The following is a 19,723-nucleotide window of genomic DNA, read 5'->3' on the forward strand; positions in this document are numbered from 1 at the left end:
AGTCAGTTTTCATCATGGCTTCACAGCGCCCGGTCCGGCATGCAAAAGTCTGCGTTTCTGAAGGCCACCGGATACCGATTTATGAAGACACTGCTTCTGCTCAGGCATGCCAAGTCAAGCTGGACTGATCCATCCCGGTCCGATCATGACCGCGAACTGAACCGTCGCGGGGCAAAGGCAGCCCCGGTGATGGGACGTTACCTGCATGATCAGGGACTGGTGCCCGACCTGATATGGTGTTCAACGGCGGAACGTGCGGTACAGACATTGACCCTGCTCGGGCGCGATTTTGCCAGCGCATCGGACGTAATTTACAGCGAAGACCTTTATATGGCGGGCGAAAAGGCGTTGCTTGATTGCCTTGCCCAGACCCATGACGAGGCCGATTGCGTGATGATGATCGGCCATAATCCGGGCATGGAGGATTTCGCCGCCCAATTGTTCGGGGACGGCGATGGCGAGGCATTGCTGGAAATGAACCGTAAATTTCCGACCTGCGGCCTTTGCCAGTATGAATTCGATGTCGATCACTGGGCCGATGTCGCCTCGGAAACCGGGCGTCTGATCCGGTTTGTGAAGGTCAAGGATTTGCAAGGCATCGGTGCGCCGCTGACCTGAAATTACCGCCCGCAATACAGGACGTTGCGACGGGCACTTGACGCCGGGCCTTTGGCAGCGTTTTATACCGCAGAATTTCAAGCGCCGCGTCGCGCAAACAGACAGATCACCCGATTTGACCGTCCCGATTTGCCGGGGGCGGTCGGTTTGCGGTGCTTTTTTGTTTGACAGCGCGGTGCAGCCATGCACCTTTGCGCCAAATTTGCGGCCCGAAAAACCAAGCATACCAAGCAACCTGGAAAGACCATGCATCCTTATCGCTCACACAATTGTAATGCGTTGCGCGCCTCTGACGCCGATGCGGAAGTGCGCCTGTCCGGCTGGATCCACCGCAAGCGCGACCACGGCAACCTTCTGTTTGTCGATTTGCGCGACCATTACGGCATCACCCAGATCGTGATCGACATTTCAAGCCCGCTTTTCGCGGTTCTTGAAAAGTCGCGCGCCGAAAGTGTGATCACGGTGGATGGCAAGGTCGTCAAACGGACCGCCGAAACCGTCAACCCGAACCTGCCGACCGGCGAGATCGAGGTGTATGCCTCCAATATCGAAGTCCAGTCGTCGGCCGAGGTTCTGCCGATGCCGGTCTTTGGCGATGCCGAATATGGCGAGGAAATCCGCCTGCGTCACCGTTACCTTGACCTGCGCCGCGAAAGCGTTCATTCGAACATCGTTCTGCGCTCGCGTGTGATTTCGGCGATGCGTCAGAAAATGACCGCACAGGGCTTCCTTGAAATCCAGACCCCGATCCTGACGGCAAGCTCGCCCGAAGGCGCGCGCGACTTCCTGGTGCCGTCGCGCATGCATCCGGGCAAGTTCTATGCCCTGCCCCAAGCCCCGCAGCAGTTCAAACAGCTTCTGATGGTTTCGGGCTTTGACCGTTACTTCCAGATCGCACCCTGCTTCCGCGATGAAGACGCCCGTGCCGACCGTTCGCCGGGCGAGTTCTATCAGCTCGATTTCGAGATGGCCTTTGCCACCCAGGACGACGTGTTCGACGCGATCGAGCCGGTTCTCCATGACATCTTCGTCGAATTCGGCGGTGGTCGTGACGTTACGCCGCTGCCGTTCCCGCGCATTCCGTTTGATGAATCGATGGCGAAATACGGCTCCGACAAGCCCGACCTTCGCAACCCGATCATCCTTTCGGACGTAACCGAAGCCTTCCGGGGATCGAATTTCGGCATTTTTGCCTCGAACATCGAAAAGGGTTCGGTGGTTCGCGCCATTCCGGCACCGGGGGCCGCTGGCCGCCCGCGCAGCTTCTTTGACAAGCTCAACGCCTGGGCCCGCGAAGAAGGTGCCGCCGGTCTTGGTTACATCGTTTATGATGAAAACGGCGAAGCCAAAGGCCCGATTGCCAAGAACCTTGATGCCGAACGCATCGCGAAAATCAAGGAAGTCACCGGCGTTGCCAATGGCGATGCGGTCTTCTTTGCCTGTGACAAGGAACTGGCAGCCGCCAAATTTGCCGGCAAATCGCGTGACAAGGTTTGCGATGAACTGGGCCTTCGCGAAGACGGCATGTTCAAATTCTGCTGGATCGTTGATTTCCCGATGTATGAGGAAGACGACGACGGCAAGATCGAATTCAGCCACAACCCGTTCTCGATGCCGCAGGGCGGCCTTGAGGCCCTTGAAAGCATGAACCCGCTTGATATCAAGGCGTGGCAGTATGACATCGTGTGTAACGGTATCGAACTGTCGTCGGGTGCCATTCGTAACCACCGCCCGGACATCATGTATAAGGCGTTCGAGATTGCCGGTTATGGCAAGGACGTCGTTGATGACCGCTTTGGCGGCATGATCAACGCCTTCAAATTCGGCGCGCCGCCGCATGGTGGTTCTGCCCCGGGTGTGGACCGTATTGTCATGCTTCTGGCTGACGAGCCGAACATTCGCGAAGTCATCGCCTTCCCGCTGAACCAGCAGGCGCAGGATCTGATGATGAACGCCCCGGCCGAGGTCGATGACCGTCAGCTCAAGGAACTGCATCTGCGGGTGCAGCTTCCGCCGAAAATCAAAAAAGACTGATTGCGGTCTTTTGCAGATGAAAAAAAACGGTCCGGGTTTTCCGGGCCGTTTTTGTTTGTCCAGGGTCAGGACTTGTTCATTTGATTGAAATGGTCAATCAGATTTGTGCGGATACGCGGAGCAGAACCGCAGGAAGATACATATCTTTCAAGGTTTTGCGACAAAGTAGCCCGTGCAAATCCGATTGATCCGAAGGACAGGTGTTATATTTGCGAACTCCGGCGTCAACCCCCTTGTCCGGGATGCCAACCCGCACGGCGATCTTTCCCTTGGCTTTCGCAAATATAATACCTGCCATTTCAATCAAATGAATGAGTCCTGACCCTAAATGCTTACGTAATCTTAACCCGCCACAATCAACATTCACCGTGGAACAATTTATATCCTGCGGGGGATGACGTTTTGAAAAAGATACTTGTGGTGGTGGCACCCTTGGCGCTGGCGGCGTGCGGTGGTCCGGTGGAACTCACGGTTGCCAAGCTGGCAGGCGATCTGATCAGCTATGTGACCACGGGCAAAAGCACCACGGATCATGCGGTCTCAGCCGTTGCCGAACGCGATTGCGCCCTGCATCGCCCGTTATTCGAAGAAGATGTCTGTCAGGATAATGTCCTGCTTGACGATGCAGTTGCCCTGGCCGAGCCGGGCGCACCATCGATCAAACAGCAAATCCGCAATGCCGAACCGGCAATCTATGCCGTTAACGCGCCCGGCGAAGACTGGTCACAACCCAAAGCCGGTGCCCGCACATCGGCCGTGATTGTCAAAACCGATCTGCCGCCGCGCCCGGTGGCAGATGAAAAAGCGACCGATGAAGACGCGGCCCAGGAAAAAGCCGAAACTGCGCCGGTCGAGATTGCCAGCGCCCGGGAACAGTTTACACCCGACTATGACCGGGCAGCGCTTCGCAATGAAGGCCCGCTTGACCCGCAGGGCGAGGCCGATGCCGCGGTGGCCGGATATGTCACCCCCGCCAAACCCGTTCAGCCGGTTGTTGAAACCCGCACAGCCGCCCTGACCGAGACGGATGTCATGACCGATGACACCGGCATTGTGGTCCCGGCGGACCCGCAGCAGGACAAGCTTGTTGCAGACCCGCTTCCGGGGGATTATGTAATATTGGCAAGCTTTGCCGATCAATTGCGTGCGCAAAATGCCCTGTCGCTTTATCGTGAATATCAGCCGCACCTGATCGGTGCGACGGTCAAGGGCCGCGAATATCTTCGTATCGCTGTTGGTCCGCTTTCGCATGAGCATGCAAAAGATTTACGCCATCTTGCTGCCAAAAAGGGTGTGAAAGATCCCTGGATTGTCGGGATCGACGCCGCCGGAGAGTAGATTTGCCAGTTATTACGGTTTGTCCTGAAAATCGACAGCGTTCCGTGTTCGGAGCGCTGATCTTTTGTGTTGCTCTGGCGGGATGTTCCGCGCAGGCGGGGCAATTCCTTGCCAGTGGTCAGGCCGGATCAACCGGGTTTGATTCCGCGAATATCCGGAATGCATCCGACGGGCAGGCCGAACTGGTGCCCCATATGGCGGAATACCGGTTTTCGATGGTGTCATCCGATGTCGGCAGTTCCGTTGTCGGGGTGCGGGGCGCGCTTGGCTATCGGTTTGAAAAGGTCTGCGATGGCTGGATCACCGAAATGCAGCACCTGATGGTTCTGCAAAGTGCCGAAGGCGGCTCGGTCAATTCGGCCTATTCGATGACCCAATGGGAAAACTTTGACGGATCGCAATACCGGTTCCGCATGCGCGATTATCTCGACGGCGTGCAGGTGGACGAGGTTGTCGGTGATGCAGTCCGCGACAAGGACAGGGTTCTGGTGACCTATGAAGTCCCGGTCGAGGTGACCGAGGAACTGCCGGCCGATACCATGTTCCCGACCCAGCATTCCGTAACCCTGCTTAAGCGTGCGCTTCAGGGCGACAAATTTGCCAATGACCTTGTGTTTGACGGTAGCGGCGATACGCCTACCAACCGGATTGCCGCAGTAATTTCAGGGGCGAAACAGGCCGTCAACGACGCCGAAGATGCCGACGGTATTGCCGATAGCCCGTATCACAGCCTTAATCTGGCCTATTACCCGATTGGCGCTGCCGAAAACGGTCCGTCGACCGAAATCGCGGTTGATTTCGGTGAAAATGGCGTGGCTCACGAATTGCGCATGAATTACGGCACCTTCCGTGTGCGCGGCGATTTGCAGAAAGTCACCCGGCTGCCTGCCCCCGAATGCGATTAAGAAGAATGCGATTAAGACCCGAACAGATACCGAAACGCCATAACGCAAAAAAGCCTGCCGGATTTCCGACAGGCTTTTTTGTGGGGGAAGTTCCATAAAGTCTTAGGCGGCGACGGCGCTGCTGTCGTCGCGGCAATACAGATTGTAAAGTGTCTTGATAACGGTGACGGCTTCTTCGCCTTGCAGCGAATAAAAGATCGTCTGTGCTTCGCGCCGGGTTTTGACCAGCTTGTCACGCCGCAACCTTGCAAGATGCTGCGACAGGGCAGACTGGCTCAGCCCGACAATACGTTCAAGTTCACCGACCGATTTTTCGCCTTCGATAAGCTGGCAAAGAATCATCAGTCTGCTCTGATTGCTCATGGCCTTCAGAAGCGCACTCGCTTGCTCGGCCTTTTTCTCGAGATGGTTAAGTTCCATTTGGCTCCCTTTAGCCTGGCCGTATTCGGCTTTGTCCCAACTGGGGCATCGGGTGTATCACATTCGTGGTGATAATCTCCGATGGGATATCCCCGATTTTTTCCAACCAACGAGGTCTTTGTGCCTCAAGCCCATTAATGAAATCCAAGAATGGGAAGATTCCTATTCTCAAGTATAACATAAAACTGTCAAGACACTCTTTGTCTTGTGAACATAGATTATGGCGATATTTCGTTCTGAGTCATCGAATATACAATAGACAGTTCGTGTGGTCATTTTGGACCAGTCATTCAATTTGAGAACTTGCAGTCTTTGACTGATTTATGATGATCTGGAACAAGGCAACCGATAACTTTGGCTGCTACGATGAAATAATAATAATCAGGACAGTGGTCAATAAGGCCAGTCAGCCTGTAAAGATTCGATATATCTGACGTGCATCTATTCAGGAAGGTTTCCGGAAAACATGGCGACATTATTTGTCACTCATCACAGTTGCATCGACCATGATACGGGGCCGGGCCATCCGGAACAGCCTGATCGCCTTCGCGTGATCCAGCGGGTGCTGGAAGCCGAGGAATTCATGTTCCTGCATCGCGAAGAGGCGCCAAAGGCCGATCTTGACCTGATCAAAAAGGTCCATGATCCTTCCTATGTCGACCGGGTGATGGCCATGATCCCGCAAAGCGGATATGAAGCCCTTGATGGCGATACCTATGTCTCCCCGGCCTCGGGCGAGGCGGTTTTGCGTGCGGCAGGCGGTGTTTGCGTTGCGGTTGATGCCGTCATGGCCGGCCATGAACGCAATGCCTTTGTCGGCGTGCGCCCGCCGGGCCATCATGCGGAATATGACCGGGCGATGGGGTTCTGCCTGTTTAACAATGTCGCGGTTGGCGCGCGCCATGCCCGCGACAAATACGGCATCAAACGTGTCGCGGTGATGGATTTTGATGTTCATCATGGCAATGGCACACAGGATCTTTTCTATAACGATCCCGACCTGTTTTATTGCTCAATCCATCAATGGCCGCTTTATCCCGGCACCGGTGCCCCCGATGAACGCGGATGTGCCAACAACATCCTCAATATCGGCCTGGCCGCCGGGGCCGGGACGGCTGAAATCAAACAGGCCTTCGAACAGTCGGTTTTACCCGGCATTGCGGCCTTCAAACCGGAATTGCTGATCATTTCGGCCGGTTTCGATGCGCACCGCAACGACCCGCTGGCAGGCCTTGCCTTTGTCGAAAGCGACTTTGTCTGGATGACGCAACAGCTCCTCGCCCTTGCGGGCGATGTCTGCGACAATCGCGTCGTCTCGGTCCTTGAAGGCGGCTATGACCTGCCGTCGCTGGCAAGTTGCGTTGCGGCGCATGTCAGAACCCTGATGACGGCATAAACCACCCGTTTTCGCATCCGTTTCCGCTGTGATTTCCGTTCTGGCCGGTTGCCCTGCCGGGATGGTCGGCGTAAACTCCGCGCCAATCAAATCAATGGAGCAGATATGTCCAAGCCAACCCCCTCTACCGCAATCCCCGACGATATCGCCAAACTCAGCTTTGAAGAGGCCCTCGGCCAGCTTGAAAGCCTCGTGCGGCAGCTCGAACAGGGGCAGGTGGGGCTTGATGATGCCATTGCATCCTATGAACGCGGTGCGGCGCTGAAACGTCATTGTGCCGACAAGCTGCGCGCGGCCGAGGAACGCATCGAGAAAATCACGCTGGGTGCGGATGGCCGTCCGAACGCAACCCCGACCGAAATCGAATAATTCTCGCGGAGAATATGGTGAGTTACGACCTGCTTGCTGAGCTGAGTACTGCTTCTGCTGACCTTGGCGAAACGCTTGATGGCATTCTGCCGCGCCCCAATGGCCAGATCGAGCAACGCCTGTTTCAGGCGATGCGTTATTCGACACTGGGCGAGGGCAAACGCCTGCGTCCATTTCTGGTGCTAAGCTCCGCCGGATTGTTCCGGGTATCGCGCCAATGCGCGTTGCGAGTCGCCGCTGCGGTTGAAATGGTGCATAGCTATTCGCTGATCCATGATGATCTGCCGGCCATGGATGATGATGACCTTCGCCGTGGCAAGCCAAGCTGCCACAAACAGTTTGACGAGGCGACCGCCATTCTGGCCGGTGACGCGCTGCTGACGCAGGCCTTCGAAGTGCTCGCCGATGAAAGCACCCATCCCGATCCGCGTGTCTGTACCGATCTTGTCCGCGCCCTTGCCCGCGCGGCCGGGCCGTACGGCATGGTTGGCGGTCAGATGATCGATCTCGCGGGCGAGGGGCAAAGCCTTGATCAGGCGCAGGTCACCCATCTGCATCTGCTGAAAACCGGCCGGATGTTTGCCTTTGCCTGCGAAGCCGGGGCAATTCTGGGCAAGGCCCCCAAAAGCATGCGCATGGCCTTGCGATCCTATGCCCATGACATGGGGCTGGCTTTCCAGATCAAGGACGACCTTCTGGATGTGGAATCCAGCAGCGCGGAACTGGGCAAAACGGCAGGCAAGGATATCGATCAGGATAAATCGACCTATGTGAAGCTTCTGGGCCTTGAGCAGGCCCGCGAGCAGGCCAGAATGCTCTGTGATCAGGCGATCAACCACCTGAACTGCTTTGACGGCGAAGCCGAACCGCTGCGCGAGATGGCGCGTTTCGTGATCGAACGTGGGCGTTAGAAAATTGCTACTTTGAGGGCGACACTTTGCGCAATTTTAAGAGGATCCCCATTTGGGTTAACAAGCGGCGAATCTGCGAGTTGAAAAATTACCGGCTATTGTTGGTCCGATACTTCGATGATGCGAAATCTGATTATATGGTAGATGGTATGGTTGAGGGGCCAGACGCTAAAGCTGCTCGAACAGAAATCAACCGCAAACTGCGATTAGTACAACAAATTACCCAAGCCGCAGGTTGCGCCACCGGGGTTATTTGGGCTGGGGCGGGTAGACAGGCTCAAGTATCGTTCTTTGACGATCTGTTCAATTTGCACCAATATAAAATTCATCGTGAAAACGTTTTCGATAATATCGATAGAGCTATTGGGATATATGAAGAAAATAGTTCGCATGCCTTATGGGCTTGTACGCTAAATCCATTTTTTTACATAAACGAGTTGTTTGAATGGATATCCAAAATTCCCTTTTGGCTTATCGGGAAAGCTGGATTTGACAGTGATAGAGCTCAAGGGTCTGGTATTGGAAAGTTCGTTTCAGGTTTTTTCTATATAATTCCGATGTTAGTCAGCTTGGTTGCCGGTGTAGTCGTAATTCTGCAAGCTTTCGGGTTTGACCTTACATCAATCGTCAAAAGTTAAGCATAGTTTGATTGAGAGAGATTCTATTTAGCGTTCACTGACGCAGATTGTTGCGCAGACGGGATTTTATGCAGTTGTCCAACATTTATACTGCCGGTTTTCGCGACCGGCTGTTTGACAAGGACCCGTTTCCGCTGGCGATCTGGTATCCGTCGCACGCCGATGAACGCCCTGTGCGCCATATGGGCGTGACCTCGACAGCGGCCCGCGATGCGGATTTCGCCGATGGCGGACCCTATCCGCTGGTGATGTTTTCGCACGGCTCCGAAGGGCATCGCTTCAATCAGTTCTGGCTGGCGGAATATCTTGCGCGGCGTGGCTATATCGTCGCCGCCCCGCAGCATCATGGCGATAATTACCTTGATCCGTCCGATGCACGGCAATTGACGATCATCGAACGCCGTCCGCGCGAAATGCGCTTGGCTCTTGATCTGTTGCTGGATCATGACGGCATTGCTGCTCACATTGATACGGATCGTATTTACGCGCTCGGCCATTCGGCGGGCGGGGCGACGGTGCTTAAAATGGCGGGCTGGCGGTTTGATGCCGCCGCCTGGCAAAGCTATTGCGCGCTTAATGCCGATCAGGACCGCGTGATTTGCCAGCATGTACCGGGTGATGACCTGATTGATGAGTTGCATGATCGGTATGGCGGCCCGGTTGTTTCCGCACGCGATGATCGGATTGCGGGCGTGATTGCCGTAACCCCGGCCTTTGGCGTTGCCGCGACCGGGGCGGGCTTTGCCGATGTCACGGTGCCGATGCTGTTTATCGAGGCCGAAACCGATGAAATCCTGCCCGAAACCGCCAATGCCAGCCATTTCCGCACCCTTTTGCGCGGGCGGGCAAAATTCGTGAAGGTCAAGGGGGCCGGACATTATTCATTTCTGCCACCCTGCACGCCTTATATTGCTGAAAACTTTGGTTATTTATGCCGGGATTTCGGGCGGGAACGGGTTGATATTCACCGCACTGTTGAACAGGTGGTGCTGAAGTTCCTCGGTGACATCAAATCAGGTGATTTTCAGGGTCGCTAATTACAGCGAAGCTGTTTATTTTACGCTGCTTGCAATAGGGCTTAGGAAACGTCACCCTGTTGGTTTGAACGCTATATAAAAAACGCCACACAAAACTGAAAATCGAGATCGGTATGAGCACGACCTCCAAGACCCCGCTTCTGGACACGATTAACACCCCGGCTGACTTGCGCGCATTGCAGCCTGCGCAGATGAAGCAGGTCGCAGATGAATTGCGCGCCGAGGTGATTGATGCCGTGTCCGTTACCGGCGGGCATCTAGGGGCCGGGCTTGGCGTGGTCGAACTGACGGTGGCGATCCATTACCTGTTTGATACGCCGGATGACCGGCTGATCTGGGATGTCGGGCATCAATGCTATCCGCATAAAATCCTGACCGGGCGGCGTGATCGTATTCGCACCCTTCGGCAGGGCGGCGGTCTTTCGGGCTTTACCAAGCGCTCCGAGTCCGAATATGACCCGTTCGGTGCCGGGCACAGCTCGACCTCCATCTCGGCCGGGCTTGGCATGGCGGTCGCCAATCAGCTTTCCGACGATAAACGCAAAAACGTCATTGCCGTGATCGGTGATGGCTCCATGAGTGCCGGCATGGCCTACGAGGCGATGAACAATGCTGCCGCCGCCGATCAGCGCATGATCGTGATCTTGAATGATAACGACATGTCGATTGCCCCGCCGGTGGGTTCCATGTCGGGTTATCTGTCGCGCCTGATTTCGGGCAAGGGCTATCAGGGCCTGCGCAACGCGGCCAAGGGCCTGACCAAGCATCTGCCCCGCCAGATCGAGGAAGCCGCCCGCAAGATCGAGGAATATACCCGTGGCATGGTGACCGGCGGGACCCTGTTTGAAGAAATGGGTTTCTTCTATGTCGGGCCGATTGACGGTCATAATCTGGATCATCTTCTGCCGGTGCTTAAAAACGTGCGCGATGCGGATGTCGATGGCCCGATCCTTGTTCATGTCGTGACCCAAAAGGGCAAGGGCTATGGCCCCGCCGAAAATGCCGCCGACAAATATCATGGCGTGGCAAAATTCGACGTCGTCACCGGCAAGCAGGCCAAGGCAACGCCCAACGCCCCGTCCTACACCAAGGTTTACGGCGAAACGCTGACCCGTCTTGCCGAAACCGATGACAAGATTACCGCCATCACCGCCGCCATGCCGTCGGGCACCGGGGTCAATATCTTTGCCGAACGGTTCCCCGATCGTGCCTTTGATGTCGGCATCGCCGAACAGCATGCCGTGACCTTTGCCGCCGGGATGGCGTGCGAGGGATATAAACCGTTTTGCACGCTATATTCCACCTTCCTGCAACGCGCCTATGATCAGGTGGTGCATGATGTCGTGATCCAGAACCTGCCGGTTCGTTTCGCGATGGACCGTGCCGGGCTTGTCGGGGCGGATGGCGCGACCCATGCCGGGGCCTATGACATTGCCTATCTTGGCTGTTTGCCCAATATCGTCCTGATGGCCGCTGCTGACGAGGCTGAACTGGTGCATATGACGACGACCGCATGGGCGATTGATGACCGCCCCAGTGCGTTCCGCTATCCGCGCGGCGAGGGTGTCGGCGTTGAAATGCCGGCCGAGGGACAGGTTCTTGAAATCGGCAAGGGGCGTATCCTGCGCGAAGGCGGCAAGATCGCCATCCTGTCCTATGGCACCCGCCTGGCAGAGGCGATGCTGGCCGCCGAGGATCTCGCCGCACGCGGCCTTCCGGCAACGGTTGCCGATGCCCGCTTTGCCAAACCGCTTGATCATGCGCTGATTGCCGATCTGGCACGCAACCACGAAGTCCTGATCACGATTGAAGAAGGATCGATTGGCGGCTTTGGCGCGATGGTGCTGCAACATATGGCAGGGCAGGGATTGCTCGATCACGGGCTGAAGGTCCGCACGATGACGCTGCCCGATACCCTGATCGATCACGACAAGCCCGATGTGCAATACGCCAAGGCGGGCCTTGATGCGCAAAGCATCGTCAAAACCGCCCTTGGCGCGCTTGGCATTTCCGAAGCCAAGGCACGCGCCTGATACGGATACGCCCAGACTGAACGCAAAACGCCGCCCTGAAAAAGGCGGCGTTTTCTTTGGTTCATCATCTGCCGGGATCAGAAATTCGCCGTCAGCGAAATTTTTGCCGTCATCGGCGCCCCCATCGTCAGGTAACCACCATTGGCCGACGCCCAGTAATCATTATCCGTGACGTTCTCGATATTGGCACGGATGGTGACAGGGTATTCGTGCACCTCGGTCGTGTACCGCGCGCCAAGGTCAAGGCGCGTCCATGACGGAATGGAAAGGGTATTGGTCGCATTGACATATTGCGATGCCGTGTGAACCGCACGCGCATTGATGGTCGCGCCCTCAAGGAACGGCAGGTCATATTCAATGCCAAGCTTGGCAACATAATCGGGAATGCCAATCGGCGTGTTGCCGTCATTGGTACCGTTCTGGGTATCGGACAGTTCCGCATCATAAACCGTGATACCGCCCAGAACACGGGTGCCGGTCACAGGTTCGCCAAAGACCTGAAACTCAACGCCGCGATTCTGCTGTTCGCCGTCTGCGGCAAAGGTGTTGCTGGCATTTTTATAGGCGAACGGTTTGGAAATCTGAAACAGCGCGACACTACCGCCAAAGCTGCCGAAATCGGCCTTCGCCCCGATTTCATATTGTTCGGAGGTGTAAGGCGCAAGCTGCTCGCTCGGGTTGGTAAGGGTCGCATCACTTGCCGCACTGGCGGCTGTTTCCCCCGGCGACAGGGATTCCATATAGTTGGCATAAAGGGATACCTGATCGGTCACATTGCCGACGATCCCGACCATTGGCGTATATTCGTCCGCGTCATAGTTGCTTGATTGCGCGCCGCTGGTCAGATCGAACTGTTTGGTATTGACCGACTGACGGCGAATGCCCCCCGTGACACTGATCCGGTCATCAAGGAAGCTGACGGTATCGGCCAGAAAATAGCTGGTCAGTTCGTTGATATTGCGAAGGCCCGGATCGTTCAGATTGCCTGTCGGGGTGCCGATTGCCGGATAGCTGTCTGGCGTCGCGCCGTAAAGATTACCGGTGAACGTTGAAAAACCGGTCGCAAATGCCCAAGCTTGATGGCTCTTATTCTGAAGGAAAGATGCCCCGACATTCAATTCGTGGCTTACGGTGCCGGTTTCAAATTTAACGCGGGCACCGGTCAGGGCACTATTGGTCGTATCCTCGCGAACGATGTTCGAACTGCTATAGGTCATCGTGCCATCGGTGCCGGTAATTGTCGGTGTGGAATAAATACCGGATTCTTCCATATGGCGCGTACCTGCGGCGGCATAGGCCATCACATGGTCATTTACATCATGCTCGACCCGTCCCTGAACAAAGCTGTCCTCGAAATCGGCCCATGTCCCGTCCGCATTATAGTTATGGCTCGCATCCGGGGCATTCGGGATACTGGTAAGGGCGCTGTCGAGATTTATGGAAGTTCTGCCGTGGTCGGTATTCTGTTCATTATGTCCGGCGTCAACCGTGATCCGGGTATCCTCACCGCGATAATCGAATGACAGTGACCCGACCTGGCTGTTGCGATCCTCGTCATCGATGGCGGTTTCGCCGTCGCTGTATTTCAGATTGGCGCGAATGCCGAATTGATTGTCTTTGCCAAAACGCCGTCCGAAATCGACATGTCCGCCGGTTTGGCTGTTCATTTCATAGGTTGTTGTGACACTGGTAATCGGATCATCCGTGGCGCGTTTGGGGATAAGGTTAATCCCGCCGCCAATGGCGGTACCGCCCGGTGACATGCCGTTGATGAATGCCGATGCGCCTTTGACAACTTCAACACGGTCATACATCGACATGTCGATCAACTGGCGCGGTGCCGTGCCATAAAGGCCGTCCAGCATCACGTCATCACCGTCAAGAACAAAACCACGGATCATGAATCGTTCGCCCGAACCGCCATAGCTGTAGGATGTCAAAACACCCGGATCGTTATCAACGACATCGGCGAGTGTATCTGCCTGCTGGTTCCTGATCAGCTCGCTGGTGTAACCCGTGATGCTGACCGGGATATCCAGATTGTCCTTGTTGCCCAAAACACCGGCCCGGCCACCAGTTGCGACCTGGCCACCGGCATAGATCGGCGGTGTCGGATCGCCTGCCTGGGACGCGGCCCGGTCTTCGACCCGGATCGGGTCGAGCCTGATGGCATCGTCGGTTTCGGTTTGGGTGCTGCTGTCTTGCGTCGCTTCCTGCGCATGGGCGGGAAGGGCAACAACAGCAGACATGCTGACAGATGCCAGCAATAGCGTACTGAATGTATGACGTTTGAAAATCGGTGTGATCGGCATGAAAAACCCCAAGGTCGAATTTCCCCGCCCCCGGCGGGATCGATATGGGGTGCTGATTATCACTATTGATAATCAATCTCAACATAAATGATTATTATTATCAATTGCGATATAATTGCTCAGCTATTCAACTGTGCGTTTGCGTGCGGTGGGCCGTCGCTGGCGACGACTTACGGGGCATAAATCATCTTATGGGTCATGCCGCCATCAATGCGGATGGTTTCGCCCGTCATGAAGCCGGATTGTTCGTTATCAAGCAGGAAGGCGACCATCTTTGCGATATCATCCGGGGTTCCGATGCGGCCCGCCGGGTGTTGCTGGCGGTCGATATCACGGTGTTGCGGTTCTTCGCGGGCGGATGATTTCTGCCAGTCACCAACCTCGATCCAGCCCGGCGCAATGGCATTGACCCGCACCGCCCCCGAAAGGCTGACCGCCATTGCATGGGTCAAGGCCACCATGCCGCCCTTTGACGCGGCATAGGCTTCGGTGTTGGCTTCGGACTGAAACGCGCGGGTCGATGTGATATTGACAATCGCCCCGCGGCTCTTGCGCAAATGCTGTGTCGCGTGCTTTGCTGCCAGAAACGCCCCGCCCAGATTGACATTGATCACCCGCTGCCAGCTTTCCCAATCCAGATATTCGAACGATCCCGAATGCGGATCGGCAATCCCGGCATTATTGACCAGCCCGTCAATGCGCCCGAACCGGTCGACGGTTTGCTGTACCGCAATGGCAACATCCTGCTCATTGGCAATGTCGCCCTTGAAAAACAGGGCACGTTCGCGCTGTTCATCGCAAAGGGCGGTGATGGCCTCATCCCCGGCATCGGCATCCAGATCAAACATCATCACCTTCCATCCCGTCGACAGAAGATGCTGCGCAATCCCCAGCCCCAAACCCTGCGCGGCACCGGTGACGAAGGCGACCTTGGGATCAGGGATGTTGTTCATGTGCTGCCGTGCCCGTATCAAGATGGAAGGAATTGGTGAATTTTATCAACGCATTGAAAATGGACCTGTTCCGGTCCGATGCAACGCATCAGCCGAAATTTAATCTTGTGTCTCGTCTTCCGCCGTTTCCAGTTGATCAAGCAGCGCATGAACGAACCCCATTTGCCGCCCGTCAAGCCCGCGGGCTTTGGCGGCATCCTGAAGGGCTTCGGTCGCTTCAAGATGCAGGCGGTAATGCCCGGGATTCTGATCAATCCGATCCATGCGTTGCCGTTCATCACCAAAGACCATGCTTTGGCAACGCGGCGCACTCGATGATGTAAAGGCCCGGCAGGTCAACGGCCGAACGTCATAGATCGTGCATCTTTCATCCGCCCCCAGAAGCGGGCAGCGCACCCTTACGTCAGATGTGGTTTTTGCCTGTTCAATGATCCGTGCTGCATCGGCAAGCCGTTCACGCAATGCCTGTTGTTCGTCTGGCGTAAACACCTCGCGGATATGCCCGGCGATCAGGCTGGTGACACCGGGCGGAACCGCAACAAACAGGTGGCAACACGCGCTGCATCCATCGCGGCAGTCGCAATGGGGTTGATGGGGGAAACTGTCCCGAAGGCTTCGCGACGCCGCATCAACCAGCATCATGGCCGCCTTCGCGGCCTCAGTGATGGTCGGGGCCTGTTCAAGCACACGGGCCAGTTCGGCGCGAAAGCCCGGAAACATTTCCTCGTACCGGCGTGATGCCTCTGCGGTCAGCGCACCGGTTCGGGAAATATCACTCGTGATCCGGTCGATTGCGTCGTCAAGTTTCCCCATGACCATGCGATTGCCTTTATCCCGATCCCTGTCCGCACACCGGGCAGGCTGATATGCAACAGCCTGCGCGTCTTTGTCGCATCATGATGGCTTTGGCACCATTTTCCAAGTACGCGGTTGCAACCGGAGCCCCCCAAAAATCACCAGACAGGGTTTCCAACTGGCAGGGCAGCATCGGCAGGGCAGGCTGGCAATCCGCAAACCTGCCAAAGGATATGCTCCACCGGAACCGGTTCCGGGCCTTGGGCGGGCATCGGCCCTCCGAACGGCGCGCTTGGCTCCTCGCCATAGGTTCCTCGCCGAACTGCTCCTCGCCCCTCTGGTCGTTCTACCACCTCTCGCCACCTCCCGGCGCAAAATCACAGGTTGCCTGCCCTGATCCTCCCATGCCGCATGGGCACGGAATTCGGGCGTTTGGCCACTCGGGTTCTTGGCTATTCGGGATGTCGGGCACCCTTTGGCACGTCCGACAGATCGCAAAATATTCCTTCTTCCATGAACACGCTAAACCAGACGTCCGGCGGATTTCTGCCATCCGCTCCACCGGACCATCAAAGCCGACCGATCACCACCTGACCCATCATCGGCCGCTGTTGCCAGACGTCACCCGGACTTTGCCCGAACACCATCCGCCATGGCCGGTTGCGGCCTGATCGCAATCACGCCACAACGCTGCCAACAAGGCGCACTTCTCCCGTCTTGACCTTTGGCCGGGTTAGAACACGGGCGCAAAACCGCCGTAATGGCTTTTCCACCCGCCAGTCCCTGTTCGGCGATTTCGCCGTCGGCCCGGTCTGTCATCATGCGACGGCATTATCATCGTCATCATCTCACCTTCTCCTTTCTCTGGCCCCAAACGCAAAAAACCGCAAAGCGAATCACGCTTTGCGGTTTTTGGTCCGGGCGCTTTTGTCCCGTTGATTTTTCTTTTCTACCATAACAAAAAGAACAAATCAAGAACTTTTTAGGTCAGGTCAGAAAAAAAATCACCGGCCAGAATTTCCGACCGGTGAGAGAGTTTGGCTGTCTGCAAGACAGCAGGGAGACACGGGAAAACGAAACAGAGTGTGCAAACCCTTTACCCGTTGGCAGTTTTGCCGGACGGGGTTGCAAAGGTATCGGCATAATTCTTGCGCAACTGGGCCTTCTGGATTTTACCCATCGTGTTGCGCGGCAATTCGTCAAGCATCCAGATGCGTTTGGGCACCTTGAATTTCGCAAGCTTGTCCTGGGTGCGCTTGATGATGGCTTCGGCATCGGGTTTGGCACCCTTGGCGGGCACGATCACCCCGGCAACCGCTTCGCCGAAATCGGGATGCGGCAGGCCAAAGATCGCGACTTCCTCGACCTCGTCATATTCGGCGATGATTTCTTCGACTTCCTTGGGATAGACGTTGAAACCGCCCGAAATGATCAAATCCTTGTCGCGCCCGACAATGGTGACATAACCGTCCTCGCCGATGGTTGCGAGATCGCCGGTGATAAAGAATCCATCCTTGCGAAATTCCGATGCGGTTTTTTCCGGCATCTGCCAGTAACCCTTGAAAACGTTGGGCCCGCGAACTTCAAGCACCCCGATTTCACCGGCTTTCAAAACATTGCCATCCTTGTCGCAAACCCGCGCCTCGATCCCCGGAAGGGTCGGGCCGACCGCCCCTGGACGACGTTCGCCATCCAGCGGGTTTGACGTGTTCATGCAGGTTTCCGTCATGCCGTACCGTTCAAGGATCTTGTGCCCGGTCCGATCAAAGAACGCATCATGCGTTTCCGCCAGAAGCGGGGCCGAACCCGACACGAACAGGCGCATATTGGCCACCAGATCCTTATCAAACTTCGGATGGGCCAGAAGGCGGGTATAGAAGGTCGGAACCCCCATCATGACCGTGGCATTGGGCAGGCGTTCAACCACGTCATCGGCATCGAATTTCGGAAGCAGGATCACCTTGCCGCCATTGACCAGCATGATGTTGATCGCAACAAACAGCCCATGCGTATGGAACAGCGGCAGGGCATGCAAAAGCGTATCGCCCGGCTTGAAACCCCATGCCTTGTGCAGCGTCAGCGCGTTGGAGCCGAGGTTGCCATGCGTCAGCATCGCGCCCTTGGACCGGCCGGTGGTACCCGACGTATACAGAATGGCGGCAATGTCATCCTTGGTCACATCGGCGACGTCGCCATGCGGTTTGGCACTGGCGGCCAGATCATTTAGCGTGCCATCGCCCTTGTCGCCAAGCGACAGGACCGCACCAACATTGTTCTGCGCGCCAAGGGTTTTGGCGGCATCAATATGGGCCGGGCGGCAGACAAAAACGCGCGGGGCGGCATCACCAAGGAAATAGGCGATTTCATCACCGGTATAGGCCGTGTTCAGCGGCAGGTGAATGGCGCCAAGCTGAAGGCAGGCCAGATAAAGCGCGATCACATCGGATGATTTATCGATCTGGGCGGCAACACGGTCGCCCTTGACCACGCCATGATCGGCAAGAACCGTGGCATAACGCGCGGTACGGTCCAGTAACCAGGCAAAACTGCGTTCGGTGCCGTCGCGTTCGATCAGAAAGGTGCGCGAACGGTCCGCCGGGAAACGTTTGGTAAATTCGTTGAAAAGATTATCCGACATGGTTCTGTCCTAGTTTCCCGCAAGCTGCATGACCGATTTCGAAACGGCAATCTTGCCGTCATTCATCAGCGCTTCGTGGTTTCGTTCAATATCGTCAAGGTGATAGGCGTAATTGACCATCATCCCGCCCGCCTGACGCAACCCCTTGGGCGACGTATCGCCCAGCCAGTTCAAGCGTTCAAGCTGTGCCCCATTGCCAAGATGGAAACGTGCGGTGGGATCAAGCGGCGATTTGCCGCGCTTGCAGGTCGCAAGATAACGGGCGCACAGCATCATTGCCGGCTTTTTAAGTTCGGCGACTTTCTCCGCGTCATCAATCCAGCTATCGTCGCTCATCGCGGCAAGAACGGTGGCGGCGATATCAGCGTCGTCGGATTTGCTTTTCTGACGGGTGCGCAGCCATCCCATAAAGCCCGGAATGGGCGACAGGGTGGCGAATTGTCTGAGTTTCGGGAACTCGCGCTTAAGCTCCTCGACCACCTGTTTGATCAGGAAGTTGCCAAACGAAATCCCCTTAAGGCCCGATTGGCAGTTGCTGATCGAATAGAAGATCGCGGTATTGGCTTTTTCCGGGGCGGTTTCATCAATTTCCGGGGCCAGAAGCGCCTGAACGCTATCGGCCAGACCATGCACCAGTGCGACCTCGACAAAAATCAGCGGATCGTCGGGGATGGCCGGGTGGAAAAAGGCAAAACATTTGCGATCCGTCGCCAGACGACGGCGCAAATCGTCCCATCCCTGAATTTCATGAACCGCTTCATAGCGGATCAGTTTTTCAAGGATGGCCGCCGATGTATCCCAGTCGATATGACGCAGTTCAAGAAAACCACGATTGAACCAGCTTGTCAGCAGGTGCTGCATATCGGCATCCAGCGGTTCAAGATGGCGGTTATCCTTGATCAGGCCCAGAAGCGTTTCACGCATATCGACAATCGCGCGCGTGCCGCCCGGTGCCATATTGATCCGGCGCAGAAGCTCCTGCCGGGCCGGTTCTGACGCATGGGTCAGAACCGCCAGATTGGCCTCGGACGGATCGCTGGCAAAAGCCTCGGCCGCCTTTTTGACTTCGGTGCGGTTGGCGCTGAAATCGTTCTGGATCATTTCGAAAAATCGCAGATGATCCTGTTCCGGCAGGGCTTCCCACATGCGGACCACTTCGCGGGCAACGGCCGTTCCGCGGGCCTCGCCCTTTTGCGACACAAGGTCCTTGCACATGGCGGTCAGCTGGGCAAACGGGTCCTGCGGTGTCGAAAGCGGCAGGTCAAGAAGCTCTCGCCCGCGATCGGCAATACTCGATAGCCAGCTTCTGACGGAAATGCCCGACAT

The 19,723-nt window shown here is 56.2% G+C and carries 16 protein-coding genes; 10 read left to right on the forward strand and 6 right to left on the reverse strand.

The window, feature by feature from the left end; translation table 11 throughout:
* Positions 1-81: 81 nt before the first annotated feature.
* From LG297_RS06735 to LG297_RS06750, 4 genes are all read left to right on the forward strand, one after another.
* Positions 82-618, forward strand: coding sequence for a SixA phosphatase family protein (locus LG297_RS06735; protein ID WP_404426155.1), 537 nt, complete (start codon positions 82-84; stop codon positions 616-618).
* 246 nt (positions 619-864) lie between these two features.
* Positions 865-2,652, forward strand: coding sequence for an aspartate--tRNA ligase (gene aspS, locus LG297_RS06740; protein ID WP_404426156.1), 1,788 nt, complete (start codon positions 865-867; stop codon positions 2,650-2,652).
* Positions 2,653-3,054: 402 nt separating this feature from the next.
* Complete coding sequence (locus LG297_RS06745; protein WP_404426157.1) at positions 3,055-3,990, forward strand: SPOR domain-containing protein; 936 nt, start codon at positions 3,055-3,057, stop codon at positions 3,988-3,990.
* Between the two features lie 2 nt (positions 3,991-3,992).
* Positions 3,993-4,895 carry an EipB family protein gene (locus LG297_RS06750; RefSeq protein WP_404426158.1) on the forward strand — a complete coding sequence of 301 codons (903 nt, stop codon included), beginning with the start codon at positions 3,993-3,995 and terminating at the stop codon, positions 4,893-4,895.
* A 102-nt stretch (positions 4,896-4,997) separates the two neighbouring features.
* On the opposite strand, the gene LG297_RS06755 is transcribed toward LG297_RS06750, so the two are convergent.
* Positions 4,998-5,315 carry an ArsR/SmtB family transcription factor gene (locus LG297_RS06755; protein ID WP_404426159.1) on the reverse strand — a complete coding sequence of 106 codons (318 nt, stop codon included), beginning with the start codon at positions 5,313-5,315 and terminating at the stop codon, positions 4,998-5,000.
* Between the two features lie 466 nt (positions 5,316-5,781).
* Here LG297_RS06755 and LG297_RS06760 point away from each other — a divergent pair, with 466 nt between their 5' ends.
* The 6 genes from LG297_RS06760 to dxs all read left to right on the forward strand — a co-directional run bounded on the left by LG297_RS06760 (position 5,782) and on the right by dxs (position 11,699).
* Positions 5,782-6,711, forward strand: coding sequence for a histone deacetylase family protein (locus tag LG297_RS06760; protein ID WP_404426160.1), 930 nt, complete (start codon positions 5,782-5,784; stop codon positions 6,709-6,711).
* Between the two features lie 105 nt (positions 6,712-6,816).
* Entirely contained in the window at positions 6,817-7,080 is a 264-nt protein-coding gene (locus LG297_RS06765) for an exodeoxyribonuclease VII small subunit (protein WP_037988743.1), read from the forward strand.
* A 14-nt stretch (positions 7,081-7,094) separates the two neighbouring features.
* On the forward strand, positions 7,095-7,991 hold the full coding sequence (locus LG297_RS06770) for a polyprenyl synthetase family protein (RefSeq protein WP_404426161.1): 897 nt from the start codon (positions 7,095-7,097) through the stop codon (positions 7,989-7,991).
* Positions 7,992-8,128: 137 nt separating this feature from the next.
* A complete protein-coding gene (locus LG297_RS06775) occupies positions 8,129-8,629 on the forward strand; it encodes a hypothetical protein (RefSeq protein WP_404426162.1) in 501 nt (166 codons plus the stop codon).
* 74 nt (positions 8,630-8,703) lie between these two features.
* Entirely contained in the window at positions 8,704-9,666 is a 963-nt protein-coding gene (locus LG297_RS06780) for an alpha/beta hydrolase family protein (protein WP_404426163.1), read from the forward strand.
* 113 nt (positions 9,667-9,779) lie between these two features.
* Positions 9,780-11,699, forward strand: a complete 1,920-nt coding sequence (gene dxs / locus LG297_RS06785) for a 1-deoxy-D-xylulose-5-phosphate synthase (protein ID WP_404426164.1) — start codon at positions 9,780-9,782, stop codon at positions 11,697-11,699.
* Positions 11,700-11,776: 77 nt separating this feature from the next.
* On the opposite strand, the gene LG297_RS06790 is transcribed toward dxs, so the two are convergent.
* The 5 genes from LG297_RS06790 to LG297_RS06810 all read right to left on the reverse strand — a co-directional run bounded on the left by LG297_RS06790 (position 11,777) and on the right by LG297_RS06810 (position 19,723).
* Positions 11,777-14,011, reverse strand: a complete 2,235-nt coding sequence (locus LG297_RS06790; RefSeq protein WP_404426165.1) for a TonB-dependent receptor — start codon at positions 14,009-14,011, stop codon at positions 11,777-11,779.
* Positions 14,012-14,181: 170 nt separating this feature from the next.
* Positions 14,182-14,964, reverse strand: coding sequence for a glucose 1-dehydrogenase (locus LG297_RS06795; protein ID WP_404426166.1), 783 nt, complete (start codon positions 14,962-14,964; stop codon positions 14,182-14,184).
* 99 nt (positions 14,965-15,063) lie between these two features.
* Positions 15,064-15,777, reverse strand: coding sequence for a YkgJ family cysteine cluster protein (locus tag LG297_RS06800; protein WP_404426167.1), 714 nt, complete (start codon positions 15,775-15,777; stop codon positions 15,064-15,066).
* A 1,078-nt stretch (positions 15,778-16,855) separates the two neighbouring features.
* Entirely contained in the window at positions 16,856-18,397 is a 1,542-nt protein-coding gene (locus LG297_RS06805) for a malonyl-CoA synthase (RefSeq protein ID WP_404426168.1), read from the reverse strand.
* Positions 18,398-18,406: 9 nt separating this feature from the next.
* On the reverse strand, positions 18,407-19,723 hold the full coding sequence (locus LG297_RS06810) for a malonyl-CoA decarboxylase (RefSeq protein ID WP_404426169.1): 1,317 nt from the start codon (positions 19,721-19,723) through the stop codon (positions 18,407-18,409).

The sequence above is a fragment of the Thalassospira australica genome (assembly GCF_044790785.1).
Taxonomy (GTDB): Bacteria; Pseudomonadota; Alphaproteobacteria; order Rhodospirillales; family Thalassospiraceae; genus Thalassospira; species Thalassospira australica_A.

Excerpts from the sequence above, each read along its gene's own strand:
- LG297_RS06735 (WP_404426155.1), top strand. The coding sequence starts at position 82 with ATGAAGACACTGCTTCTGCTCAGGCATGCCAAGTCAAGCTGGACTGAT.
- aspS (WP_404426156.1), top strand. The coding sequence starts at position 865 with ATGCATCCTTATCGCTCACACAATTGTAATGCGTTGCGCGCCTCTGAC.
- LG297_RS06755 (WP_404426159.1), bottom strand. The coding sequence starts at position 5,315 with ATGGAACTTAACCATCTCGAGAAAAAGGCCGAGCAAGCGAGTGCGCTT.
- LG297_RS06760 (WP_404426160.1), top strand. The coding sequence starts at position 5,782 with ATGGCGACATTATTTGTCACTCATCACAGTTGCATCGACCATGATACG.
- LG297_RS06765 (WP_037988743.1), top strand. The coding sequence starts at position 6,817 with ATGTCCAAGCCAACCCCCTCTACCGCAATCCCCGACGATATCGCCAAA.
- LG297_RS06770 (WP_404426161.1), top strand. The coding sequence starts at position 7,095 with ATGGTGAGTTACGACCTGCTTGCTGAGCTGAGTACTGCTTCTGCTGAC.
- LG297_RS06775 (WP_404426162.1), top strand. The coding sequence starts at position 8,129 with ATGGTAGATGGTATGGTTGAGGGGCCAGACGCTAAAGCTGCTCGAACA.
- dxs (WP_404426164.1), top strand. The coding sequence starts at position 9,780 with ATGAGCACGACCTCCAAGACCCCGCTTCTGGACACGATTAACACCCCG.
- LG297_RS06790 (WP_404426165.1), bottom strand. The coding sequence starts at position 14,011 with ATGCCGATCACACCGATTTTCAAACGTCATACATTCAGTACGCTATTG.
- LG297_RS06795 (WP_404426166.1), bottom strand. The coding sequence starts at position 14,964 with ATGAACAACATCCCTGATCCCAAGGTCGCCTTCGTCACCGGTGCCGCG.
- LG297_RS06800 (WP_404426167.1), bottom strand. The coding sequence starts at position 15,777 with ATGGGGAAACTTGACGACGCAATCGACCGGATCACGAGTGATATTTCC.
- LG297_RS06805 (WP_404426168.1), bottom strand. The coding sequence starts at position 18,397 with ATGTCGGATAATCTTTTCAACGAATTTACCAAACGTTTCCCGGCGGAC.
- LG297_RS06810 (WP_404426169.1), bottom strand. The coding sequence starts at position 19,723 with ATGTCGGGCATTTCCGTCAGAAGCTGGCTATCGAGTATTGCCGATCGC.